Genomic DNA, 23,827 nt, shown 5'->3' on the forward strand with positions numbered 1-23,827 from the left:
AGCTACAGAAACTATAGAAGCTACAGAATGCGACGAATAGAGTACCCGCCTGGGAACACGTAGCGGATAGGATCGTACTTAGTGCCAGCAAGCTGCGAATTAATTACCATGCCGTTGCCAACATAAATAGAAGCATGCTGCGCATTCGCGATAATATCTCCAGGCTGCGCTTGAGCCAAACTTGGGATTGGAGTTCCAACAGTTGCCTGCGCTCCAGAAGTACGAGGCAAAGAAATACCAACACTAGCAAAAACATACTGCACAAAACCGGAGCAATCCCATCCAGCAGGAGTATTGCCACCGCTGCGATACGGCACTTTGCCTAAGAATTGAGTAGCAAAATTCAAAAGAGAGGCAACAGACTTACCATCAGGAGGAACTACAGAAGCAAGAGGAACCTGTTCAACACCACTGCGGAAACCAGAACGGCTTGCAGTAGCATTTCCAGCAAAAGCACGGCGTGCCGTTTCAGCAGCTTGTTCGCTAGGAGTCTTAGTTTGAGGTACATTCAAGCTTTCTATGCCACCCCAATGAGAATTTGCGTCGACATCAGTAGAAGTGGATTCAGTTAAAATATCGCGACGCACATTCGTCACCTTTGGAAATGCGCGCGTAGAAGTGACAGCTGACTCGGAAAGCTCATGCGAAGACTCTGCCATGGCGAATGGCGCCATAACAGTAAGCATTGAAGCTGCTGCGGCAGCTGATACAAAAACTGAGAAAATTCTACTTTGTTTTAGCATACTCTTTGCAGTATATCATCGGGGCATTACATACGAGAGAAATTAGCAACGCCAGTAACAAGCAAACTCATTTTAGTAATAAACAAACTAATTTTAATAAAGCAGCTTTAGTAACAAAGCTTCAGTAGTACAAATTTAGTAATGAATAAACTGATATTGAGAAACTTCCTTAGCGTCAAACTTGCGCGAGAAAGTTCGTCCTTGGTAAGAAGCACCACATTCAGAAGTTTCAATAGAACCGTCTGAATTAATTTTTTCAACAACTGCAACGTGCCCGTAGAACGGATCAGAACCAGCCTGACCTGAGCGGAACACCATAATATCGCCAACGTGACGAGCGGAATTATCTACCCAATAGCCAAGATTGCGCGCAGAATCAGCCCACATATTTCCGTTGCCAAAATGCGAGCCAACAGGCAAACCTAACTGATGGCGACGAACATACACCCACCACGTGCACTGGCTGAACTCATACGCGTTACCGGTATCACCAGTTGCGTGATTTGGATTAAAGCCCTTCGGCAAAACGTCAAAGTCTTTATCCATCAACAAAGCAACCCTAGGATTATTCGCAGCAGAACGTGACATCTCTGCAATATTAAAGCCTGAACCAGAACCTAAATTCCACGAATCAGACTTCGAAGATATAGTAGAAAAAGTGCCAGGTTGTACTGAATTAGCAACCTTATCGGCTAAGTTTTTATGCTTCGAATTCGAGCGAGCAGAACTACTTTCATTCGCACTATTTGCAGCATCAGCAGAGTCCGCATTATGCGATTTTTTAGCAGCATTCTCAATAGAGTCAACAGCGTTATTAATAGTTGCCATAGGATCAAGAGACTCGCGTTGGCTAGAACGCGAAACTGTTGAAGATGCGTCGCCAACTGCAGTCATAGATGGCTCAAATTCGGAAGCACGAGAATCAAAACTATTAACCTTAGTTAAAGCCATAGTAGCTGCAACAGTACCAACCATTGCAACAAGAGAAGTTGAAAGTATTACATTGCGACGACGCTCATTAGCAAGTTTAGACAACCTAAGCGCGCGCCTGCTTTGAGGAACAAGCTCCTGCAAACGCTCAGAAACAGCTTCTGGAAGCTCTACAACAGCACCATTGCTAGTAGCAACCGCAGCCAAACGCTCACTAACACGATTAGCTTGAACAGAACGCATGCCACGCACACTATGCGCACCATGCGCGCCATGCTGAGCGACAAACAGCGAAAGCGGCGAATCACCACGCCTCTTTGCTTTTGTGGCACCATGTGCAGCATGTCTCATACTAATCACTTTCTTATGTTAAACGTGGAACGCAGCGCACGAACGCCACACCCCCAACTGACTTTCTTTCAATCTTCTATGTGAAAGGTTACAACGTGGTTAGGATGTAAGAAACGCACATAGCCTAAATCCGCCAATTTTCGCGCTTAAGCTGCACTCGTCACACTTAGACTTCGGTAAGTTGTATGGTTGGAAGTATGAAATTTGCACCTATAGTTAATCCTGATGCACGAAAAGCAGCACCAAAACCGCTGCGAGTTGATTTGCGAAAGGTTTTTGCTATAGGAACGATCGCGTGGCTAGTCGCAACAATAATTGCGCTTATCGTTGCGTTATTGCATATTACAACTTGGTTTCCTGTGTTGTTTTGCGCATCGGGAACAATTATTGGCGTTCTGCTATTAATTTGGGAACATTTTGACCGCTGGGACTACAGGCGCTTAGGAAAATAGTTTATTGCTGATTTGCTGAATTATTTACTGCTGATTTGCTGGCTTGCTGACTTACTGATTTTCTAACTTACTAATTTGTTGCTTATTTATTTGCAATTGGTAACGCAAAACTTACGGTAGTACCCTGCCCCAGCGTACTCCAAAGAGTAATATTTCCGTGGTGCGTAAGTGCCACATGCTTGGCAATTGCAAGCCCTAAACCAACGCCATCCTGGCTTTGACTATTTTGATTATTCGCACGATAGAATCGTTCAAAAATTCGCGACTGATCTTGCAAATCAATGCCAACTCCGCGATCTACAACACGGATCACAGCGTATTGACCATCTGTCGATAGTGACGCAGATAGCGAAACTGTAGAATTTTTTGGAGAATACGTAATTGCATTCTCAACTAATTTCCGCACTGCAGCTTGAATTTGCGAAATTTCACCGCGCACGCACAAACGCGAATCGACTTTTGACACAACGCGTACGCAACAATCCTTAGCAAATGAAGCAACTTGATTTTGCACATACGACAAAACATCATTCAAAGAAAATACTTGCGCAGAATCTAAGTCAATAGGATTTTGAGCGCGAACCAGCCACAACAAATCTTCAAGCATGTGCTCAAGTTTCTTGGAAGATTTACCGGCAATTTGCGCAATATCTTTAATTTTTTGCGCAGATACTTGTTCGTTTTGCAAAACTTTCGTAAGCTGAGTTAAGTTGCGAGTAGATCGCATTAACTGCTCAGAAACGTTGGAAATAAAGTCGTCGCGAGTTTGCGCAAAACGGTGAGCTGCACTCGTATCCTCAATAATTACAACTACGATACCGCCTCCAATGCTTCCAGCCGTAACAGTAAGCCAATTAGGGCGCGAAACAGTGGTTGACTCTTGAGGATTTACAGTTATTGACACATAACGCTCAGGTGTCGAAGTAACCAAAGAGAAGCGCTCGAATCCGCCAGAAGCTCGCACGGAATTAACAGCTTGAAGAACGCGAGGCTGGCATAACGAATCATCGCTAACAACACCCAGCAAATAAGCCTCGGAGCTTGCGCGAATTACGTCATTGTTGGCATCAATTACAACAGTTGGCATGTCGAGCATTGCCAAAACTTGGGACGCGTCGTAGCTGATATCGTCACTTGCGTTGTCGCTTGAATCGTCGCTTATGTCGTCGCTTTCGTCATACTTTGCGTCATACCTTGCGCCATACTTTGCGCCACGAATATAATTAAACGCTCGTTTAAAAAGACGGCAAACTGTAGAAAACCAATCCGACATCAACACACACAACGAAAGCACAACGCACAACGCAAGCACGCCGAAAGCAACAAATACAACGATCACAACCGCAGAAGAACCTTGAGGCATACTCCTATAATCTCATACTTTGCGCGCTTTTGTAACTATGCAACTAAAAAGCGGCATAAACTTTACACGGCTGTAAAGTTTCGGTCGAAAATCACCACAAAAACGGCAGAAACTTTACACCGCCGTAAAGTTTCGGTCGCTTCGTTATCAGCGTCGTCTATAATTACATAGGATGCCTGACTTATAGCGACGTGCAAACTAGGCGTTCAATAAACTCACAGCACTGAGAAAGGACGCACCATGCGAGTAATTTTCAACGAAGAAATGAAGGCAATTGCTTCAAACATCGAACGCATGGCAGAACTTGTAGCAAAAGCTATGAACGATGCTGGAAGCGCGCTTTTAAACGCGGATTTGGAAGCTGCTCAAACTGTTATCGATAAAGACGCAGACTTAGACGCTTTAGAAGCAAACACTATTGACCAATGCTTGACTTTGCTTGCTCGCCAAAACCCTGTGGCAACGGACTTGCGCGAAGTTGTAGCTACAATGCGATTAGCTGCAACGTTTGAACGCATGGGAGATTTAACAAGTCATATCGCTCAAATTACTAGACGAACCTGGCCTGAATCTGCTATTGCACAAGAAGGACGCGAAACTATTGTTGCAATGGTTGATTTCTTGCGCGAACTGTCAGGTCGCTTAACGACCATGGTTGCAAATCGCGACGTGCAAATTGCGGAAACTATTATTGCTGGCGACGATGCGCTCGACAAATTGCACGGGAAGATTTTTGAGCTGGTAGAAGGCGAAAATTGGAAGGGTACGCGCAGGCAGTTAATTGATGTCGTTCTGCTTAGCCGCTTTATTGAGCGAATTGGAGACCATTGCGTTGCCGTCGCAAGGCAAATTGTGTTTATTGTTTCCGGATTCGATCCGTCCAAGAAGCCAGAGCCAGATAAAGACACTGTTGTAGCGTAACGAGATTTGTAGCGTAAAGCGGCTACAGCGAAACGCGCTACGCAATTTCAAGTTACTCAAAGTGCGCATGAAAATAAAACGTAAATAAAAAAGTAGGTCTGCAAATTAATTGCAAACCTACTTTTATTGTAAAAGCTAACTTAAGCTCTCAAAACTAACTTAAGCGCTCCAAAGCCAGCGAATCAGAATCTCACTTCTGACCCTGAGCAGCCACAGCGGCAGCACCGGCAGCAGCAGCTTCTGGATCCAAATACTCACCGCGAGGCTTGATTGGCTTGAAGTTCTCATCCAACTCGTAAAGCAGAGGAATAGCGGTTGGAATGTTCACCTTGGAAATCTCTTCCTCGCTCAAGTTATCGAGCATCTTAACGATTGCGCGCAAGCTGTTGCCGTGAGCAGCAATCATTACAGTCTTGCCGGACTTAAGCTCTGGAATAATATCCGACTCCCAGTAAGGAGTTACGCGAGTCACGACGTTTGCCAAAGCCTCAGTTTCTGGAACTGGTTCGCCAGCATAACGCGGATCGTTAGCCTGGGAATACTGATCATTTGGATCAATCTCAGGAGGTGGAGTTGCGTAAGAGCGACGCCAAATCATGAACTTCTCATCGCCATATTCCTGACGAATTGCAGACTTATTCTTGCCTTGCAAAGCACCGTAGTGACGCTCGTTCAAACGCCAGCTGCGACGAACTGGAATCCAAAGGCGGTCTGCTGCATCAAGCGCGTAATTCGCGGTATTGATAGCGCGACGAAGCAAAGAAGTGAACACGATGTCTGGAAGAACGTTCTTCTCTTTAAGAAGCTCGCCACCATGCTTAGCTTCCTCAACACCCTGCTCAGTCAGCGGTACATCAACCCAACCAGTGAACTGATTGGTTTTATTCCATGCGCTCTGACCATGTCGGAGCAATATTAATTTGTATGTCATAATTACCTAGTCTATTCGTTTCATACGACTACTTGCATTAACTTTGACTTTGCGTCAACTAGCGAAGAGGCTTTACGAGTGGGAATGTAATCGTCTCGCGAATAGTTGCGCCCGTAAGAGCGATCAGCAAGCGATCAATACCCATTCCCATGCCGCCAGCAGGAGGCATGCCGACGCCGAGAGCCTCAATGAAGTCCTCATCAATATCCATTGCCTCAACGTCTCCAGCCAAAGCATCCTTAGCTTGAGCAACAAAGCGCTCGCGCTGCACAACAGGATCGTTAAGCTCGGAGTAGCCGGTTGCAAGCTCAAAGCCGCGCACGTACAAATCCCACTTTTCAACCATTCCAGGCTTCGTGCGGTGACCCTTAACAAGCGGGCTGGTCTCCACTGGGAAGTCACGCACAAACGTTGGCGCGTAAAGCTTATCCTCGTAGAAGTGCTCCCACAAGTGCTCAACTAACTTGCCGTGATTCTCAACTTCGTCGCGCTCAACGCCAAGCTTGTCCGCAATCGCGCCCAAATGCTCAACAGAAGTTTCCGGAGTAATCTCCTCGCCCAAAGCCTCAGAAAGCGAGCCGTACATGGTAATCTGCTTCCATTCGCCACCAAAATCGTACTCTTCGCCGTTAAGCAAAGTCACCTTAGTTGAACCGAAAGCGTCTAGTGCAGCCTTTTGAATCAGCTCCTTGGTAAGAGCAGCAATCGTATCGTAAGTGCCGTAAGCCTGGTAAGCCTCAAGCATTGTAAACTCTGGAGCGTGAGTTGCATCCACGCCTTCGTTTCTAAAGTCGCGGTTGATTTCGAACACGCGCTCAATGCCACCAACCAAGCAGCGCTTCAAGAAAAGCTCCGGAGCAATGCGCAAATAAAGATCAATGTCGAAAGCGTTCATGTGAGTTGTGAATGGACGAGCAGCAGCACCGCCGTGAACCGTTTGCAACATTGGAGTTTCGACTTCCAAGAAGTCATGACTGTCGAAAGTACGGCGAAGAGAAGCCACAGCGCGCGAACGCCTGCGAACCATATCGCGAATCTTCTCGTCCGCAATCATGCCAATATATGGCTTACGCGTACGAGTGTCGTCGCTTAATTCCTTGTGCAAAGCCGGAAGCGGCTGCAAAGCCTTAGCTGCAATCGCCCACTCGGTTGCGAATACGGAAAGCTCACCGGTCTTAGAAGAAATCACGCGACCGCGCACGTAAAGGTGGTCGCCCAAATCCACCATCTGCTTGAAGCTTTTAATGGATTCTTCGCCAATTTCCTTCTTGGAAACCATCGCCTGAATCGTAGTACCGTCACCGGCAGAAAGCTTAACAAAGCACAAGCCGCCAGCGTTACGCAAGAAAAGCACGCGGCCTGCAATACCAACCTCAGTATCGGTTTCTTCGCCAGCTTCAAGCTTGCCATCGAAATCAGCACGCACCTTTTCGATAGTATCCGTAACGTTAAGATGCACAGGATAAGGCTGCACGCCTTCCTTAAGCATCATTGCGCGCTTAGCAACGCGCATCTGTACCTGCTCAGGATGAGCTTGCGGTCCAAATTCTTTATTGCTTGGGTCGATTGCTTCATCCAGAGTTGCGCCTTCGTTTACGCGCTTGGCGATTGCTTCGTCTTGAGCGAGTAACATTTCGGCATGTTCAACAGTGTCAATTTCATTGACGGTATCTGTTGCTTCGTTTTCTGCTGCATTTTTATCGGCAGATTCTGCGGCACTTTGCGCGGCAGACATTGCAGTATTGGTGTCAGTCATAAACGCTAATTGTAGCCAGTAGGTAATACAGGTTTTATACGCGACTTGCAGTGCTAATTTGCGATATGTTTACACAGAAGCTGTAGCGATAATTTGTAATATGTTTACAAAGGAATTCCGCAGCTTGTACGCAATATACTTGCGCGGGACTTACTTTGCGCAACTTGCACACGCTTTACAATAATTTGTATTAGCCAACCTGTAACATTACGGACGTTGTTGGAACTTTTATGCGCATATGCTTTCGCGAGTTTCAGCATCGGGCTGTAGCGCAGTTTGGTAGCGCGCTTCGTTCGGGACGAAGAGGCCGCGGGTTCAAATCCCGCCAGCCCGACTTTTGATTTTTGGCATTACCCCCCCCCCGCAATTCCGACGTTTCCTATACAAGGCTGTAAAATTTCTGCCGCTATTTCGCACGCAAACGACTTTTTCTTTACACGTGTGTAAAGTTTCTGCCGTTTTTTGGCGCGAAGGCGGCATAAACTGCGCGCGGCTGTAAAGTTTCTGCCGGTTTTTGACGTAAAAACGGCAGTTTCTTTACATGACTGTAAAGTTGAAGTCGATTGATTGTGAACAAGCGCAATAGCAAGGGGGCTTTGATGGAGAACGCTGCGCAATTTTATAACGAGCTTGACGAAATGTTTGCGAATCACGCGGGCGCTGACGCGATCGAGACGTATCTTTTGCGAAAACTTGCCGAAACCAATCCCCTGCAGCTTTCAGTTCTCAACGAACTCATGGGATTTTATCGTTCGCGCGGAGAGTACGCAAAAAACAAGCCAATCATTGATAAGGCGCTAGATTTGGCAAAAAAGATGGATTTAGCAGGCACCGAAGCCGGCACAACTACGCTAATTAACGCCGCCACAAGCCTTCGCGCGGCAGGCAGCTACGATCGCGCCGAAAAAATTTACACTCAAGCTCTTAACGAATCCACCGAAACGCTCGGCGCTAAAAACCGCAAGCTTGCCGCGCTTCACAACAATCTTTCGATGCTTTACAGCGAAACCGGTCGCACTCATGATGCAATTGAGGAGCTCAATCATGCGCTTGAAATTTTGCAAAATACGAGCACGGATCCTGAGCGCGACATCGATATTGCCGCCACGCACACGAATCTTGCGCTTGCAATGTTGCAGGAGTGCTCACAGGAGTGCTCGCACCCTAACACCAGCACAAACAGCAAATCCGCAACTCTTGACTCCGCTTTTGAACACGCTTCGACCAGCGTTCGCATGTACGTCGCGGGGAATAACGAAAATCAGCCGCACTACGCTTCTGCATTGGCAGGTTTTGCGCAAGTACAGTGCGCGCGCGGCGAGTACGCTCAGGCTGAGGAAAGTTACAGTAAGGCACTTGATTTGATTGCGAGATGCTACGGAAAAGATAGCGAATCTTACGCGATTACGGCGGAAAATTTGCGACAGACGCGCGAGTTGGCAGAAAAAGTTACGAAAAAATCTACAAAAATTCAAGGATCAGCAAACCAAGATATAACAGAACAACACTCAACGAACTCACACGCAGCAAACCAGAACGCAGCAAACCAGAACGCAGCAAACCAGAACGCAGCAAACCAGAACGCAGCAAACCATAATATAAAAACTGGCATGCAATTAGCGCAATCATATTGGCAAACTTACGGAAAGCCGTTACTTGATCAGCCAAAATTTGCAAAATACAAAAACCGCATAGCTGCGGGATTAGTTGGACACGGATCGGAATGTTACGGTTTTGACGACGAGATTTCGCGAGACCACGATTTTGGACCAGGATTCTGCTTATGGCTTACCAACGAAGATTACGCGGAAATCGGCGCGGATTTGCAGACTGCTTACGACGCACTTCCGCGAAAATACGCCGGTTTTGGCTCTCGCAACGAAACACCGCGCGCAAAATCATGCGAAGGCAGCAAGCGCGTCGGAGTGTTCAGCATAAGCGAATTTTTTGAAAATCTAACCGGCTTCCCCACCGCTCCAAGCCAAAACGAGCCGCACTTATGGCTATCGCTAAGCGAATCAACGCTTGCAGCAGCAACGAATGGCAAAATTTTCGCGGATCCTCTTGGAGAGTTCTCAAAGGCGCGCCAAAGCTTCAAGCTCATGCCGGACGACGTGCGAATCTCACTAATCTCCAGAAGACTTGGCATGATTTCGCAAGCTGGCCAGTACAATTTCCCACGCATGATCGCGCGCAAAGACGCTTCCGCAGCGTGGCTTTCTATCAACGAATTCGTGCGCGCGACCGCTTCAATCGTGTTTTTGCTCAACAATCCCGTAACTGCAGGCTACTTGCCTTACTACAAGTGGCAGTTTGCAGCATTGCGCAAGCTCAGCAATCGCATGGCTTCTAGGCTTCCGGAAGTGTGCAGCAAACTTGAGTCGATAATGCAACTTTCTTCCGCTGCTTGCTTTGGCGGCGACGGTTTTGGCGAAGGCGGCAAGGGCGCTGGACTTGCGCAAAAGCAAGTTTCGCAAATAATTGACAGCATTTGCGAAGATATTGTGCGCGAACTGCAATACGAGGGCTTAAGCGATTGCGACGAAACTTTTTTGGAATGGCAGCGGCCGTATGTTGAAGCGCATATTAATTCGCGTGCGGCGTGCTTAAGGAGCTTATGATGTGCGATTTATCAGCAAATCCGAAAACGCAAAATCTTCCGAAAACGCAAAATCCGAGAACGCAAAATCCGAGAACGCAAAATCCGAGAACGCAAAATCCGAGAACGCAAAAGCTTGCGGAAGAAATCACTAAACTCGAGTGGGATCAGTTCCAGCTCACGCAAAACGAAGGCGGACGCGCGAATTGCCAAGGAAACTGGCCAACTTTTCGTATTATGCGCATGAGTCAATTTTTGGCGTGGCCGCTTGATTTGCAGGAGTCTTATAAACAGGATCTTGAGCGCGCGAATAGCGATGGACGCAATTTGATTACGGAAAAGTATGCGCGAATGATGGAGTCGACTGCGCCGGAAATTTTTGAGCGCACGATTAAGCCTTATATTAAGCCGATTTTGGAGCCTAGAAAAAGCGCGCAGGAGCAGATTATTTTAACGCAAGTCGAGTGGGCTGCGGATTTTCGCAATCGCTACCCGCATTTAGGTCTTGCGATGCGCGTGCTTAAAACTAGCGAGGATACGGCAGAAAATACGTCTTTTGAAACGTATTTGCGAGGCGAATTAAGCACATATTCTGACGCAACTTTCGCAAAATACCAGCGTTTTGTAAATAATTTGCGCACGGAAAATCTAAATCTTACGCAAATGATAATTGCGAATACTGTGCGCATGTATGGCTACGATTCGCTCGAAGCGGCCGAGCGCGCGCAATAAAGTGCTTGAGCGCCGGATTCATTCGTTACGCACGCCAATCACAACCTAGTTTCTAAAGCACCGCCACGCGAACCTGCCCTGCCTTCGTCAATCGAGACGAAGGCAGACCTCGCTTGCGTTGAAAGCACACTGTGCTTCACATGCCAAATCAGCCGAACGGCTACCAAAAGCCGTGAGGAACATGCGCGAAAGCAGGTCGTCAGCGCACACCAATCACAACCTAGTTTCTAAAGCACCGCCACGCGAACCTGCCCTGCCTTCGTCAATCGAGACGAAGGCAGACCTCGCTTGCGTTGAAAGCACACTGTGCTTTCAACCCTGAGCAAGCTCGGCGCTCCGAATTGCTTTCGCGCGCTAAATCGCAGCGCTCAAGCAGGTCGTCGCGCACGCGCGCAGCTTAAGAATAAAGCAACGACGCTGCAGAAGCGGCGCGAGAATCACTTTCGAGAAAAAGCGTGGAAGCAGCAGAAAGACCGGTGTGTTGCAAAAACGCGCGGTAAAGCATTACGTCAGGTTTGCGCAAATGCGATTCGTAAGATGCACAAACACCGTTTAACTCACCGAGTATTGGGCAAGTTTTGCGCGCGCAGTTTAACCAATCGCAAGAAGCGTTACCAAGTGCCCACACGCGCACGCCGCTCGCAATCAACTCACGCGCCACAGCCGAAGCATCCGCGCGCTCGCCAGCAAAACCACGCTCGAAACGCTCAAAATACAAGCGATATAGCCACGTAACTGCCGGTCCGTGATGCTCATCAAACGAATCCATCGCTTGCTTTCTGCTCCACCCAGCCTCGCGCAATGACTCGTGAAACTCAAAACCCCATTCCGGCTCGAAACTAAAGAGCACTTCCCCAATAAAATCCGGATAATCTGCATCCAGAGTGCGGCGCACATCCCAATCTACAAGCAATTGCAAGTCGAAAACAACGTCAGTCATTCCGCGCGAAGCATACTCGCGGATACTATTTTTGCGCACATCATCGCGCATATCATTTATATCGCGCACATCACTGATTTCGCGAATATCACAGATACCGCTTGTACTAACTGCTTTTATTTCAGCGCCCATAATTCCCACTTGTGCAATACGTTGCTCTCAAAACAGAAACAACAAAACAAAACAGCACACCAACCAAATACTCACACAGTTGGCGGAATACCGGCACTCATCGACGCATCGCCAACTACGCCAGAACCGTACATTCCTGCAGCAAAACTCGCTTGCAAACTGTTGAGATTGTAGCCAAGTGCCTCAAGCTGCGCACGACCGTCCTCATTAATGTTTTCAACACTCCAACGCGGCTTCCACGTCCAGTCAATACGAAATTCTTCCACCAAGCCTGCGAGCGCATTCGCACACTCATCCTCAATCAATTCAGTTAACGGACATGCAGGAGTAGTAAGCGTCATAGTAATAATTGCGCGCCCAAGCTCATCAATTTCAATGCCATAAACCAAGCCTAAATCAACCACATCAATGCCAAGCTCAGGATCCACAACATCGTGTAAAGCGTCTAAAATATCATCTTCTGTAACTCGGCCAATGTCATTTGCGCTTAAATTCGCAGGATGCGTTTCATGCGTCACCTCAGATGCCAATTGATTTTCTGCCATAATATTCCTTGCTTTGCTTGTACCAAAATTCGATTTTACAAGTTGCCAAGAATTTGCGGATTTAAGTTTTGCGAGGCTTTTGCAATGCTGTCTTTTAAGCCTTCCCACGCCAAAAGCGCGCACTTAATTCGCATTGGGTAGCGCGATACGCCTTGCAAAACCATTGCATCTTCCAGCGCATCTTCGTCCTCTTCGTTTTCAAAACCTGCGCCGCGAGATTCCATAAGTTTGTGGAAAAGCGCGTCTAATTGCAAGGCTTCGTCAACCGATTTTCCTTCGACTAGATCAACCATCATTGAAAGGCTTGCCTGCGAAATCGAGCAGCCGTGACCGTCCCACTTAATACTTGATACTATTGGGGTTTTGTCATTATTTTCGCCACGTGAAAGCTCCACGCGCATTGTGACTTCGTCGCCGCAAGTTGGATTGAATTGGTGCGATTGACCTAAAGCAGAGTTTTCTCCAGATGCAACAGCGCAACTTTCGTGAGCATTATTTAAGGTAACTTCGGCAGATTTTGTATTTTCTGCAGATTCTTGAGATTCTTCCTGCAATTCCGCTTGTGCGAGCTCATCCGTACTTTCGAAATGAGTTTTGCCATGCGGATTTCGCGCAGCATCCAAAATTACTTCTTGGTACATGCTTTCTAAGCCGTCACCAGCCGCATCTGCAAAACCAGCATCTGCACCAAAACCAGCACCAAAACCCATATCAAACATACACACTCCTTACCTACTCGCTAACTCGTTGACTCGCCGATTCGATTGACTAACTCGCTAACTTCTCCAACTCGCTCGCTAACAATATTATGCGCCAAAGTAGGCGCGAACGTGTGAGACTGCTTCAACAAGCGCACGAGCCTCATCAACTGTGTTGTAAACGCCAACAGAAGCGCGGTTCGAAGCGTACACGCCAAAATGACGGTGAATCGGCTGAGCACAATGATGCCCGACGCGAATCGCAATGCCCTGCGCGTCCAAAAACTGTCCAACATCGTGCGGATGCACGCCTTCAACTTCAAAAGCAACTGTGCCAATTCGATTCTCTAAATCAGTCGGACCCAAAACGCGAACGCCTGGAACATCCCGTAATTTTAGCAATTCTGCAGCAATTTCCTGCTCATGCTCTGCAACTCGGTTCATGTCCAACGAGCGCAGCCAATCCGCTGCAACTCCTGCCGCAACCATTTGCGCAACAGGCTGAGTTCCAGCCTCAAAGCGATAAGGCGCATCCATGTATTGCGCCGGCTTGTTAAGCCAAGCAAGCTCCACCATTGAGCCGCCAAAATTCGCAGGCGGAAGCGCATTCAAAAGCTCGCGACGACCATACAAGAATCCAACTCCTGTAGGACCATACATTTTATGCGCGCTAAATGCCGCAAAATCAACGTCTAATGCGTGAAAATCAACTGGAATATGCGGAACTGACTGGCATGCGTCAAGCACAAAAATCGCGCCGACTTCGTGAGCGCGCTTGCAAATCGACGAAACGTCCGTAATAGCGCCAGTAACGTTGCTAATATGCGTAACTGCAACTATTTTCGTGCGCTCGTCAATAATTGTTCGCAAATAATCTGCATCCGTGCGCACGCGACCGTCTTCTGTTACGTCAATCCAGCGAAGCTCTGCTCCCGTGCGAAGAGCCAGCTCCTGGAATGGAAGCAAGACAGAATGGTGATCCGCGCGAGATACGACTATTACGTCGCCTTCTTGAAGCGCAAAATTTTTGCGGAAATCATGCTTAGGATCGACAGAATCAGCAGAATCAGCAGAATCACTGTCAGCTAAAGTAGCGCTGTCTTTTTTGCAAATTCTCGCCTTCGCACTAGCGTTACCAATAGCAGTTGCGAGAAGATTAAGCGCGCCTGTAGCTCCCGAAGTAACAACAATTTCCTCGCTGCCAGCATCCGCGCACGCTCCAACAAGCAACGCAACTTTCGCACGCGCTTGTTCAAACGCAACCGTCGAAAGTGCAGCCAACTCGTGCGCTCCCCTGTGCACACCAGCGTTAATTGTTTCGTAAAATTCTTTTTCGGCGTCGATTACAACTTGCGGCTTTTGCGAAGTAGCTGCAGAATCCAAGTAAATCAAAGGTTTTCCGTGCACAGTATCGTGAAGCGAAGTGCCGTGAACTGTGCGACTTAAAATCGGAAACTGCGAGCGCAAATCGCTAAATTCTCGCATAATATTTTCTGTAGTCACTGTAGTCATATTAAACCGCTATTTTGACGCTATTCTTACGAATATACAGATAGATTAAACTGTACTTGAACCGCGCTTAAGCCAGTGCCGACTCAGTTGTACCTTCCGGCAAATACTTGTCGTAGCCTTCTTCTTCCAGCTCGTCCGCAAGCTCCGGTCCTGCAGTCTTTACAAAGTGACCTTGCGCAAAAACGTGCACAATATCCGGCTTAATATACTTGAGGATTCGCGTGTAATGCGTGACCATCATAATGCCCAAACCGGTGTTTTCTTTGGCGCGATTCACGCCTTCAGACACAATTCGAAGCGCGTCAACGTCCAAACCAGAATCAGTTTCATCCAAAATCGCAAACTTTGGCTTCAAAAGCTCTAGTTGCAAAACTTCCGCACGCTTCTTTTCACCGCCGGAAAAGCCTTCGTTTACAGAACGCGACGCAAATTTTGGATCCATTCGAAGCTTTTTCATAGCCTCGCTAAGTTCTTTCACCCAGCTTCTTAAAGATGGAGCTTTGCCTTCGACTTCAGTTTTTGCAGTGCGAAGGAAGTTCGTCATAGATACGCCCGGTACCTCTACCGGGTACTGCATTGCAAGGAACAGTCCGGCTTTTGCGCGCTCGTCAGGAGTCATTTTCAAAATATCTTCGCCGTCGAGAAGAACTTGACCCGAATCAACTTCATACTTTGGGTGCCCTGCCAAAGTGTATGCAAGAGTAGACTTTCCAGATCCGTTAGGACCCATAATTGCGTGCGTTTCGCCAGAATTAACTGTAAGATTCACGCCTTTTAAGATTTGCTTGCGACCTTCTTTTGTTTCTACAGAAGCGTACAAATCCTTAATTTCCAAAGTTGACATGTTTTTCTCCTATTCTTCCGTTCTTGCAAGACGGCGCTCAATTGCCTTCATTAAGTGATCAACAATTTCCGGAACGCCAATTTCTTCAATCAGCTCGTTAAAGAATCCACGCACAACAAGCTTTCTGGCTTCAATCTCACTAACTCCGCGCGATTGCAAGTAGAAAAGCTCTTCGTCGTCAAATCTACCGACTGAACTTGCGTGACCGGCACCAATAATATTTCCGTTTTCAATTTCCAAATTCGGCTCAGAATCAGCGATTGCTCCAGGAGTGAGCACCAAATTACGATTCAACTCGTACGAATCTGTGCCAGGAGCTTCCGGCTTAATAAGCGCGTTTCCAACCCAAGTTGAATGCGCGCCTTTTCCTTCCAAAGCGCCCTTGTACACTACTCGCGACTTGCATTCCGGATAATTGTGCACAACCATCGTGCGATGCTCAACATGCTCGCCCGGATCCACAAAATACATGCCGAGCATGTTCAAATCGCCCTGCTCGCCGCCAAAATCCTGATCCATGCGAATGCGCACAACATCTCCGCCAAGAGTGACCATCGTGTGGCGAAGCGAAGCTCCCTCCCCAACGTGAATACGCTGGTTTCCAACGTGCTTGCTGCCCGAATCCCACTCTTGAATAAATGTAGTAGAAACGTGCGCGTGTTTTCCGAGGATAATTTCCACACCTTCTGCAAGTTTCGCGCAGCCGGTATGTTCGATAATAATGTCAGCATTCGAGCGAGAATCCGCTTCGATTACTAAGTGCAGTGCGTCAAGCGCATTAACATTATTACCCTGAATTTTCAGCACGATTGGCTTTTTAATTTCGCCAGATACGTGAAGCACGCGCGCTTGTTTCGTTGCATTCCACGCAACTGCAGCCGCGCGATCAGAAGGCTTCATTTCGGTGTGAGGAGCCTCGTTTTGCGGCTTTACTTGCAAACTTACGGAACCGTCGCTTCCAACATAAGAATCATCCAAAGCAGCTCCACCAACGCCTTCAAGCGTTACTTGAATGCTATTAGATGGTTCAAAACGCTCGAAAAACTCGGAAATTCGCTCAACTGGAGTGTATCGCCAATCTTCCTGCTTTCTAGTTGGAATCGCAAAATCTTCCACGTTGAACGAGCGCATGGATTTGTCTGCGCTAGAAGGCATTGCCGCAGGAACCACATACGGATCATTAGGATCTGCTACAGGAATATTAATTTCTTTTTCCGTCATTTTATTGCCTAAATTCTCTTTTAAATCTTCGCTCATCAGCCCACGGATCCTTCCATTTGCAACTCAACTAAGCGATTCAACTCAAGCGCGTACTCCATTGGAAGCTCGCGGCTAATCGGCTCTACGAAGCCGCGAACAATCATGCCCATAGCCTCTTTTTCTTCAAGTCCACGACTCATCAAGTAGAAAAGCTGATCCTCCGAAACCTTGGAAACAGTGGCCTCGTGAGCCATCGAAACGTCGTCTTCACGCACGTCAACATGCGGATAAGTATCCGACCTCGAAAAATCGTCAACAAGCAAAGCATCGCACACAACAGACGAACTAGAGCCCTTCGCGCCCTTAATAATCTTCACAAGACCGCGGTAAGCTGAACGTCCGCCGCCGCGCGAAATCGACTTAGCAACAATCGTTGAACTCGTGTGCGGAGCCAAATGAATCATTTTCGCACCCGTATCTTGATACTGACCGCGTCCAGCAAAGCTCAAAGACATAGTTTCTGCTTTTGCGTACGGCTCAGCAAGAATGCAAGCAGGATACTTCATAGTAGCTTTGGAGCCGATGTTGCCGTCAACCCACTCCATTGTGCCGCCTTCGCGCACGTAAGCTCGCTGAGTTACCAAGTTATACACGTTATTTGACCAGTTTTGAACGGTTGTGTATCGCACGCGCGCATGCTTTTCCACAACAATTTCAACGTTTGCAGCGTGAAGAGAATCCGTGGAATAAATTGGAGCCGTGCAACCTTCAACATAATGAACGTAAGAGCCTTCGTCTGCAATAATCAACGTGCGCTCAAACTGACCCATGTTCGGCGTATTAATGCGGAAGTAAGCCTGAAGCGGAATATCTACATGCACGCCTTTTGGAACGTAAACGAACGAGCCGCCACTCCAAGCTGCTGTGTTAAGAGCCGCAAACTTGTTGTCATCAACTGGAATCACAGTTGCAAAATACTTTTTTACAAGCTCCGGATACTTTTGCACTGCCGTATCCGTATCAACAAAAATTACACCTTGCGCAGCCAAGTCTTCGCGAATCGAATTGTAAATAACTTCCGACTCATACTGTGCTGCAACGCCTGAAACTAAGCGCTTTTTCTCAGCTTCCGGAATGCCGAGCCTGTCGTAAGTTTTGCGAATATCTTCCGGCAAATCGTCCCAAGTTTTCGCTTGATCGTGAACCGGACGCACGTAGTATTTAAAATCATCCGCGTCAAAACCGCTTAAATCCACGCCCCAATCCGGCATCGGCTTTTGCAAAAATGCGCGGTAACCTTGCAAACGAAGATTTAGCATCCATTCCGGCTCGTGCTTGTCAGCGGAAATTGCACGAACAACCGACTCGTCAATACCCTTCTTCGCAGCCTCGCCTGCAGCATCCGAATCATGCCAACCGTAATTGTAATCGCCAAATTCAGCGACAATCTGCTCGTCTTTACGGATTTTCTCTTCGTTTACGCGAGCGCGATCTGCCACATACTGGCTCATTTCAACGTCTGCAGCTTTATTTTTTGCTGAATTATTGCCATCACTTGCTGCAACGCTTGGATCGCCAGTAACGCCAGTATCATTCATATTGCTAGTATCGCTCATATTGCTAGTATCGCTCATAAAGCCTGTTACACCTCCATACTTAACGCACACCTGCGCGCGGTACGTATTAATTGGCAAAAGCTGCTCCCCAAAGCGCTACTTTTGCACTCTCCCCACTCAATTATCACCTATCTAAGGTTACCGCGTAATGCGATTTCTTGGTATAGCCGTGTTACGTGCAAAACGTAATGTTTATCACAATCTAATAAAACATAAACGGCAGAAACTTTACGCAAGTGTAAAGAAAAGGTCGTTTACGCACCAAAAAACGGCAGAAACTTTACAACGCTGTAAAGAAAAGGTCGTTTACGAATTAAAAAGCGGCAAAACTTAGGAAAACCAAGTCTTACCGCTTATTTCTATTTACTTAATTCTTACTTAAGTCCCACTTAAGCTTTACTTAAGCCTTACTTAAATCTTACTTAAGTCTACTTATCTTCCTTGCTATTTTGAGAAGCCTCTTGATGCTCAAGAGCAGCCGCAACCAAGCCAGCAAACAGTGGATGAGGCTTAGTTGGGCGAGACTTAAACTCTGGATGAGCTTGAGTTGCTACGTAGAATGGGTGAACTTCCTTTGGAAGCTCCACAAACTCAGTCAAATTACCATCTGGGCTTTGACCGCTAATACGCAAGCCGGCTTCACGCAAACGATCCTTATATGCCACGTTCACTTCATAACGGTGACGGTGACGCTCAGTAACATGCGTAGTGCCATAAAGCTCAGCAACAATAGAGCCTTCTTCAAGCGTTGCAGGGTAAGAGCCAAGTCTCATTGTGTGACCCATATCTCCCTTACCGGCCACAATATCCTTCTGCTCTTCCATAGTTGCGATTACTGGATCGCCACAATCCTTCTCGAACTCAGTGGAATTAGCATCCTCAAGTCCAAGCACGTGACGAGCGTATTCAATAACCATAGATTGCAAGCCAAGGCAAAGACCAAGCGTTGGCAAACCGTGCTCGCGAGCGTAACGAAGTGCGCCAATTTTACCTTCAATACCGCGAATTCCGAAGCCGCCTGGAATAACCATGCCATCCATTTGGTCAAGAGCCGCAGCCGCACCTTCTTGAGTTTCGCACTTGTCTGCAGCAACCCAGCGCACGTTTACCTTAGCCCAGTTTGCAAAACCGCCAGCCTTGATAGCTTCAGTAACAGAAAGGTACGCATCTGGCAAATCAATATACTTACCAACGATTGCAATGTTCAGCTCATGCTTTGGATGATGCACGCGCTCAAGCAAATCTTCCCACTCGTTCCAATCAACATCGTGGAATGGAAGCTCAAGTTCGCGCACAACGTAAGCGTCCAAGCCTTCGTTGAACAAAATCTTCGGCACATCGTAAATGCTTGGAGCGTCGACGCAGTTCACAACGCCTTCAGCATCGACATCGCACATAAGCGAAATCTTGTCTTTAATGCCTTGATTAAGCGGACGATCCGAACGCAAGACAAGCGCATCTGGAGAAATGCCAAGAGAGCGAAGCATCATAACAGAATGCTGAGTTGGCTTAGTTTTCAATTCGTGAGCTGCAGCAATATAAGGCACCAAAGAAACGTGCACAAACATGCAGTTTTCAGGACCTAAATCGCGACGAACTTCGCGAGCTGCCTCCAAAAATGGCTGGGACTCAATATCGCCAACCGTTCCGCCAATTTCCGTAATAATAACGTCTACATCGTCGGAAGCTTGAGCGCGCATACGCGACTTGATTTCACCAGTAATATGCGGAATAACCTGCACGCACTGACCCAAATATTCGCCAGCGCGCTCCTTACGAAGCACAGACTGATAAATCTGACCAGTTGTAACATTCGCTTTCTGGCTTAAGAAAACATCGAGGAATCGCTCGTAATGACCAATATCGAGATCTGTTTCTGCACCATCTTCCGTAACATAGACTTCACCATGCTGGAATGGGTTCATTGTACCCGGGTCAACATTGATATAAGGATCGAGTTTTTGTTGTAATACATGCAATCCGCGACTGCGTAAAAGTCGGCCTAAAGATGATGCTGTAAGGCCTTTTCCGAGGGACGAAACTACGCCACCAGTGACAAAAATATGCTTTGTAATATGCTCCTGAGAGTTACCATGTTGTCTTCTAACCATGGAACTCCATAGTATCTTCGAGCCTCGACGCTGGGTGTTGATTCGCAAAAAATCGAACAAAATCAAACAAGATACGCAACGGCTTCCAAAGCGAGCTTATAGCCGTACAATCCCATGCCTGTAATAGTGCCGGTTGCAACAGGACTAATTACGCTAATTTTACGAAAAGCATCGCGCGCAGCAGGATTAGAAATATGCACTTCCATTAGTGGAACTCCAGTATCCAAAACCATGTGAGCCGCGTCCGCGAGCGCGTAACTGTAGTGCGTAAAAGCGGCAGGATTCATAACAACGGGCGTATGAGTATCGGCAGCTTCGTGCATCCAGTGAACCATTTGAGCTTCGTCGTCACTTTGACGCACTTCTACTTCAAACCCAAGTTCCGCACCCCACTTTTCGCATTTCTCGCGCAAAGTTTCAAAGTTCTCGCTACCGTACACGTCCGGCTGGCGAACGCCTAAACGACCTAAATTCGGTCCGTTTACAACAAGCACTTTTTTTGTATGCTGATTTTCCATTTTTACCTCGCAAGATTAATTAATTTTGCTTATAAACGCGCTCAAAAGCTTCTTTAACTGCTTCAATAGGCGGGTTGTCAAGATGAATAGGATTCGAAATACCATCCAAAATTACGAAACGTAGCATGTTGCCGCGCGCTTTTTTGTCGCGATGCATAAGGTTAAGCACGCACTCAAAAGCAGCATCCGCATCTTTTGCACACTGCCACGAAGTTGGCAATCCAAGCGAATCCAAAAGCGAACGATGATACGCAACGTCTCCCGCATCCAAATATCCTAAAATTTGCGCAAGCTCCGCCGCAAAAACCATGCCAACAGCTACAGCGTTTCCATGACGCCAGCGGAAATGCTCAATCTGCTCAATCGCGTGGCCAAGCGTATGCCCGTAGTTCAAAAACTCGCGCAAACCCTGCTCTTTTAAATCGCTCGATACGTGATACACCTTTACTTTAACTGTGCGTTCAATAAGCTCCACGAGCAGTTCGTGAAGTTCGTTATTATTTTCTAAATCATCCCCATTAAATTCACGCAAAAGCTTCGCATTATTGGCATCGCTAAGAATCTTCAAAATTTCACCGTCGCGAATAAAACCAGATTTTGCAACCTCACCCAAGCCTTCAATAAGAATATCGTTTGGAAGAGTTGCAAGCGTAGAAGTATCTGCTAAAACGCCAGCTGGAGTGTAAAAGCTGCCGACTAGATTCTTTCCAGCATCCGTATTAATACCAGTTTTACCGCCCGTAGACGCGTCAACCATCGCAAGAAGCGAAGTAGGACAGTTTACATAGCGAATTCCACGCATCCAAGTTGCAGCAACAAAGCCAGCGACATCCGTTGCTGCTCCCCCGCCTAAACCAACAATTGCATCCGAACGAGTAAAACCAGCTTCTGCCAAGTTAGCCCACAATCCGCTTGCAACTTTAATAGTTTTTCCAGCTTCTGCATCCGGAATTAGCATGTCGAAAACTTCGTAACCAGATTGGCGCAAAATAGTTCGAGCTTTGTCGCTATGACGCTGAACAGGTTGCGTGTGAACTAACGCCACTTTAACCGGCTCAGTTCCAAGCATTTGCGGCAGAAGTTGCATTGCACCGTCACCAATTCGCACATCGTATGGTTCAATTCCCTCACCTGTTACGTGCACAATACGTTGCATAATCATATTCCTTAATTTTTCTGCAGCCATATACGGAGTCGAACCTTTTGTTTGCATGTGGATATTCGACACCGCCTTAAAAACAGGATCTCTCTGCTCAAATAATTCCATCCAACGCTTTTGCGCATCTTCTCCAGAAAACATAGGACGATTATTATTCCAGCTTGCGCGCTCAATAGCCTCTTTAGCATTTGCTTGCAAATACACAACGCGACCACCACTACGCATATACTCACGCAAAACTTTTTGAGTTTCTTCACGCATAGGCGCACCGCCACCAAGCGAAACTATTCCCTTTGTAGAATCTTCTGCAGATGTATCTCCTAAAATTGCCTCTCGCACTATGCGAGCTTCTATTTCACGAAAAGCATCCTGGCCATATTCCTCGAAATATTGCGGTATTGACATATCAATATCGCACTCGATCATGTCATCTGTATCATAAAAAGGCAGATTCATAAGATGCGCAACTTCACGGCCAACACGCGTTTTTCCAGCAGCAGGCATGCCAATAATAACAGCTAGCGGAAGTTTAGTGTTGCTCATTTCATATTCTCCGGCCAGGAAGCTACGTAAGACTCCACATTTCGGCGCGTTTCTTGCAAAGAATCTCCGCCGAATTTTTCCAAAGCATACTTAGCTAAAGTAAGCCTTACCATCGCTTCTGCAACTACAGAAGCAGCTGGCACAGCAGTGAAATCTGAGCGCTGATTAATAGCTTGAGCAGCTTCGCCAGTAAGCACATCCACTGTGCACAAAGCGCGTGGAATAGACGGAATTGGTTTCATTGCAGCGCGCACGCGAATAATTTCGCCGTTCGACATTCCGCCTTCAATTCCTCCAGCTCGATTAGTAAGACGCTTAATTTTCCCGTTTTCGCCTGTTACCATTTCGTCGTGCGCGGCCGATCCAGGGCGATCTGCCTCTGCAAAACCGTCGCCAATTTCCACGCCTTTAATAGCCTGAATTCCCATAATCGCGCTCGCGAGAGCTGCATCCAAGCGACGATCCGACTCAACGTATGTGCCAACTCCTGCAGGCATACCGTAAGCAAGCACTTCCACTACTCCACCGAGCGTATCTGCATTTGCTTTTGCTTCGTCGATGCGAGCCATCATTTTAGCTTCAGCATCTTTGTCGAGAGTGCGAACTGGAGAAGCATCTAGAGCGGCAACATCGTCTGGTGTTGGTAAAGCTAAACTTTTGTTAGTGTATTCGCCGCCGATGCCGATAACATGCGCAACAGTGCGCACACCCAAAGCCTGCTGTAAAAACGCATCAGCAATAGCACCCAAAGCAACGCGCGAAGCTGTTTCCCTAGCACTCGAACGCTCCAAAACTTCGCGAGCATCATTAAAACCGTACTTGCGCATGCCAGTTAAATCCGCATGACCTGGGCGAGGACGGCTCAAAGGAGCATTTCTGCCAACTTGCTCAACCTCGTGATCCAAAGGATCTGCACTCATTACTTCGGTCCACTTTGGCCACTCTGTATTCGCGATTTCTACAGCAATCGGAGAACCAAGTGTTACTCCGTGGCGAACTCCAGTTAAAAGACGCACTTTGTCCTGCTCAAACTTCATACGCGCTCCACGACCATAACCAAGGCGACGGCGAGCAAGTGCCGAAACTACATCGTTGCTAGTAATGTGCACGCCAGCCGGCAAACCTTCAATCATGGCTACTAACGCTTCACCGTGCGACTCCCCTGCCGTTTGCCATCTAAGCATGCCATTTCTCCATTCTCAAGTAATTTACGCGTCTAAATACTCTACTC

General features: G+C 47.3%; 20 protein-coding genes and 1 tRNA gene. 5 read left to right on the forward strand and 16 right to left on the reverse strand.

What is annotated here, in order from left to right; all coding sequences use genetic code 11:
• Nucleotides 1-20 precede the first annotated feature (20 nt).
• A complete protein-coding gene (locus HXT26_RS04465; protein ID WP_032842321.1) occupies nucleotides 21-743 on the reverse strand; it encodes a C40 family peptidase in 723 nt (240 codons plus the stop codon).
• 135 nt (nucleotides 744-878) lie between these two features.
• Nucleotides 879-2,024, reverse strand: coding sequence for a CHAP domain-containing protein (locus HXT26_RS04470; RefSeq protein ID WP_004105209.1), 1,146 nt, complete (start codon nucleotides 2,022-2,024; stop codon nucleotides 879-881).
• A gap of 185 nt (nucleotides 2,025-2,209) precedes the next feature.
• Between HXT26_RS04470 and HXT26_RS04475 the strand changes: the two genes are divergently transcribed.
• The gene (locus tag HXT26_RS04475; RefSeq protein ID WP_004105210.1) at nucleotides 2,210-2,476 is read left to right on the forward strand and encodes a DUF2530 domain-containing protein; all 267 of its coding nucleotides are present in this window, start codon (nucleotides 2,210-2,212) and stop codon (nucleotides 2,474-2,476) included.
• A gap of 82 nt (nucleotides 2,477-2,558) precedes the next feature.
• Here HXT26_RS04475 and HXT26_RS04480 read toward each other — a convergent pair whose 3' ends face one another.
• Complete coding sequence (locus HXT26_RS04480; protein WP_422111949.1) at nucleotides 2,559-3,839, reverse strand: sensor histidine kinase; 1,281 nt, start codon at nucleotides 3,837-3,839, stop codon at nucleotides 2,559-2,561.
• Nucleotides 3,840-4,079: 240 nt separating this feature from the next.
• Here HXT26_RS04480 and phoU point away from each other — a divergent pair, with 240 nt between their 5' ends.
• On the forward strand, nucleotides 4,080-4,760 hold the full coding sequence (gene phoU / locus HXT26_RS04485) for a phosphate signaling complex protein PhoU (RefSeq protein WP_004119228.1): 681 nt from the start codon (nucleotides 4,080-4,082) through the stop codon (nucleotides 4,758-4,760).
• Between the two features lie 190 nt (nucleotides 4,761-4,950).
• Here the strand turns inward: phoU and HXT26_RS04490 are convergent, their stop codons facing one another.
• Nucleotides 4,951-5,691: a phosphoglyceromutase gene (locus HXT26_RS04490; RefSeq protein WP_004105213.1), complete on the reverse strand. Its 741-nt coding sequence runs from the start codon at nucleotides 5,689-5,691 to the stop codon at nucleotides 4,951-4,953.
• Nucleotides 5,692-5,749: 58 nt separating this feature from the next.
• Nucleotides 5,750-7,447: a lysine--tRNA ligase gene (lysS, locus tag HXT26_RS04495; RefSeq protein WP_004105214.1), complete on the reverse strand. Its 1,698-nt coding sequence runs from the start codon at nucleotides 7,445-7,447 to the stop codon at nucleotides 5,750-5,752.
• Between the two features lie 260 nt (nucleotides 7,448-7,707).
• Here lysS and HXT26_RS04500 point away from each other — a divergent pair.
• From HXT26_RS04500 to HXT26_RS04510, 3 genes are all read left to right on the forward strand, one after another.
• A tRNA-Pro gene (locus HXT26_RS04500) sits at nucleotides 7,708-7,781 on the forward strand.
• 265 nt (nucleotides 7,782-8,046) lie between these two features.
• Nucleotides 8,047-10,068, forward strand: coding sequence for a DUF4037 domain-containing protein (locus tag HXT26_RS04505; RefSeq protein WP_422111950.1), 2,022 nt, complete (start codon nucleotides 8,047-8,049; stop codon nucleotides 10,066-10,068).
• Complete coding sequence (locus tag HXT26_RS04510) at nucleotides 10,068-10,778, forward strand: DUF4125 family protein (protein WP_422112098.1); 711 nt, start codon at nucleotides 10,068-10,070, stop codon at nucleotides 10,776-10,778. Before HXT26_RS04505 ends, HXT26_RS04510 begins: the two co-directional genes overlap by 1 nt.
• A 397-nt stretch (nucleotides 10,779-11,175) precedes the next feature.
• Here HXT26_RS04510 and HXT26_RS04515 read toward each other — a convergent pair whose 3' ends face one another.
• The 11 genes from HXT26_RS04515 to aroC all read right to left on the reverse strand — a co-directional run bounded on the left by HXT26_RS04515 (nucleotide 11,176) and on the right by aroC (nucleotide 23,780).
• The gene (locus tag HXT26_RS04515) at nucleotides 11,176-11,850 is read right to left on the reverse strand and encodes an HAD family hydrolase (protein WP_422111951.1); all 675 of its coding nucleotides are present in this window, start codon (nucleotides 11,848-11,850) and stop codon (nucleotides 11,176-11,178) included.
• Nucleotides 11,851-11,921: 71 nt separating this feature from the next.
• Nucleotides 11,922-12,395 (reverse strand): metal-sulfur cluster assembly factor, encoded by a 474-nt coding sequence (locus tag HXT26_RS04520; RefSeq protein WP_116971342.1) that lies wholly within the window; start codon nucleotides 12,393-12,395, stop codon nucleotides 11,922-11,924.
• Between the two features lie 35 nt (nucleotides 12,396-12,430).
• A complete protein-coding gene (gene sufU, locus HXT26_RS04525) occupies nucleotides 12,431-13,114 on the reverse strand; it encodes a Fe-S cluster assembly sulfur transfer protein SufU (protein WP_174191507.1) in 684 nt (227 codons plus the stop codon).
• Nucleotides 13,115-13,201: 87 nt separating this feature from the next.
• Entirely contained in the window at nucleotides 13,202-14,578 is a 1,377-nt protein-coding gene (locus HXT26_RS04530) for a SufS family cysteine desulfurase (RefSeq protein ID WP_422112099.1), read from the reverse strand.
• Nucleotides 14,579-14,672: 94 nt separating this feature from the next.
• Nucleotides 14,673-15,449 (reverse strand): Fe-S cluster assembly ATPase SufC, encoded by a 777-nt coding sequence (gene sufC / locus HXT26_RS04535; RefSeq protein WP_004105229.1) that lies wholly within the window; start codon nucleotides 15,447-15,449, stop codon nucleotides 14,673-14,675.
• Between the two features lie 9 nt (nucleotides 15,450-15,458).
• On the reverse strand, nucleotides 15,459-16,706 hold the full coding sequence (gene sufD / locus HXT26_RS04540; protein WP_174164189.1) for a Fe-S cluster assembly protein SufD: 1,248 nt from the start codon (nucleotides 16,704-16,706) through the stop codon (nucleotides 15,459-15,461).
• A complete protein-coding gene (gene sufB, locus HXT26_RS04545; protein ID WP_117008644.1) occupies nucleotides 16,706-18,265 on the reverse strand; it encodes a Fe-S cluster assembly protein SufB in 1,560 nt (519 codons plus the stop codon). Before sufB ends, sufD begins: the two co-directional genes overlap by 1 nt.
• Nucleotides 18,266-18,693: 428 nt before the next feature.
• A complete protein-coding gene (locus HXT26_RS04550) occupies nucleotides 18,694-20,376 on the reverse strand; it encodes a CTP synthase (RefSeq protein ID WP_004119263.1) in 1,683 nt (560 codons plus the stop codon).
• 62 nt (nucleotides 20,377-20,438) lie between these two features.
• Nucleotides 20,439-20,894 (reverse strand): type II 3-dehydroquinate dehydratase, encoded by a 456-nt coding sequence (aroQ, locus tag HXT26_RS04555; protein ID WP_004105240.1) that lies wholly within the window; start codon nucleotides 20,892-20,894, stop codon nucleotides 20,439-20,441.
• Between the two features lie 19 nt (nucleotides 20,895-20,913).
• Complete coding sequence (locus HXT26_RS04560; protein WP_004119266.1) at nucleotides 20,914-22,596, reverse strand: bifunctional shikimate kinase/3-dehydroquinate synthase; 1,683 nt, start codon at nucleotides 22,594-22,596, stop codon at nucleotides 20,914-20,916.
• Nucleotides 22,593-23,780: a chorismate synthase gene (gene aroC / locus HXT26_RS04565; protein ID WP_112928516.1), complete on the reverse strand. Its 1,188-nt coding sequence runs from the start codon at nucleotides 23,778-23,780 to the stop codon at nucleotides 22,593-22,595. The genes HXT26_RS04560 and aroC overlap by 4 nt, the downstream gene beginning before the upstream one ends.
• Nucleotides 23,781-23,827 lie beyond the last annotated feature (47 nt).

This window comes from Gardnerella sp. DNF00497B (genome assembly GCF_049262725.1).
GTDB classification, from domain to species: Bacteria; Actinomycetota; Actinomycetes; order Actinomycetales; family Bifidobacteriaceae; genus Bifidobacterium; species Bifidobacterium leopoldii.

Bases quoted from the DNA above. Each gene is read 5' to 3' on its own strand.
- HXT26_RS04465 (WP_032842321.1), bottom strand. From the start codon at position 743: ATGCTAAAACAAAGTAGAATTTTCTCAGTTTTTGTATCAGCTGCCGCA.
- HXT26_RS04470 (WP_004105209.1), bottom strand. From the start codon at position 2,024: ATGAGACATGCTGCACATGGTGCCACAAAAGCAAAGAGGCGTGGTGAT.
- HXT26_RS04475 (WP_004105210.1), top strand. From the start codon at position 2,210: ATGGTTGGAAGTATGAAATTTGCACCTATAGTTAATCCTGATGCACGA.
- HXT26_RS04480 (WP_422111949.1), bottom strand. From the start codon at position 3,839: ATGCCTCAAGGTTCTTCTGCGGTTGTGATCGTTGTATTTGTTGCTTTC.
- phoU (WP_004119228.1), top strand. From the start codon at position 4,080: ATGCGAGTAATTTTCAACGAAGAAATGAAGGCAATTGCTTCAAACATC.
- HXT26_RS04490 (WP_004105213.1), bottom strand. From the start codon at position 5,691: ATGACATACAAATTAATATTGCTCCGACATGGTCAGAGCGCATGGAAT.
- lysS (WP_004105214.1), bottom strand. From the start codon at position 7,447: ATGACTGACACCAATACTGCAATGTCTGCCGCGCAAAGTGCCGCAGAA.
- HXT26_RS04505 (WP_422111950.1), top strand. From the start codon at position 8,047: ATGGAGAACGCTGCGCAATTTTATAACGAGCTTGACGAAATGTTTGCG.
- HXT26_RS04510 (WP_422112098.1), top strand. From the start codon at position 10,068: ATGTGCGATTTATCAGCAAATCCGAAAACGCAAAATCTTCCGAAAACG.
- HXT26_RS04515 (WP_422111951.1), bottom strand. From the start codon at position 11,850: ATGGGCGCTGAAATAAAAGCAGTTAGTACAAGCGGTATCTGTGATATT.
- HXT26_RS04520 (WP_116971342.1), bottom strand. From the start codon at position 12,395: ATGGCAGAAAATCAATTGGCATCTGAGGTGACGCATGAAACGCATCCT.
- sufU (WP_174191507.1), bottom strand. From the start codon at position 13,114: ATGTTTGATATGGGTTTTGGTGCTGGTTTTGGTGCAGATGCTGGTTTT.
- HXT26_RS04530 (WP_422112099.1), bottom strand. From the start codon at position 14,578: ATGCGAGAATTTAGCGATTTGCGCTCGCAGTTTCCGATTTTAAGTCGC.
- sufC (WP_004105229.1), bottom strand. From the start codon at position 15,449: ATGTCAACTTTGGAAATTAAGGATTTGTACGCTTCTGTAGAAACAAAA.
- sufD (WP_174164189.1), bottom strand. From the start codon at position 16,706: ATGAGCGAAGATTTAAAAGAGAATTTAGGCAATAAAATGACGGAAAAA.
- sufB (WP_117008644.1), bottom strand. From the start codon at position 18,265: ATGAGCGATACTAGCAATATGAATGATACTGGCGTTACTGGCGATCCA.
- HXT26_RS04550 (WP_004119263.1), bottom strand. From the start codon at position 20,376: ATGGTTAGAAGACAACATGGTAACTCTCAGGAGCATATTACAAAGCAT.
- aroQ (WP_004105240.1), bottom strand. From the start codon at position 20,894: ATGGAAAATCAGCATACAAAAAAAGTGCTTGTTGTAAACGGACCGAAT.
- HXT26_RS04560 (WP_004119266.1), bottom strand. From the start codon at position 22,596: ATGAGCAACACTAAACTTCCGCTAGCTGTTATTATTGGCATGCCTGCT.
- aroC (WP_112928516.1), bottom strand. From the start codon at position 23,780: ATGCTTAGATGGCAAACGGCAGGGGAGTCGCACGGTGAAGCGTTAGTA.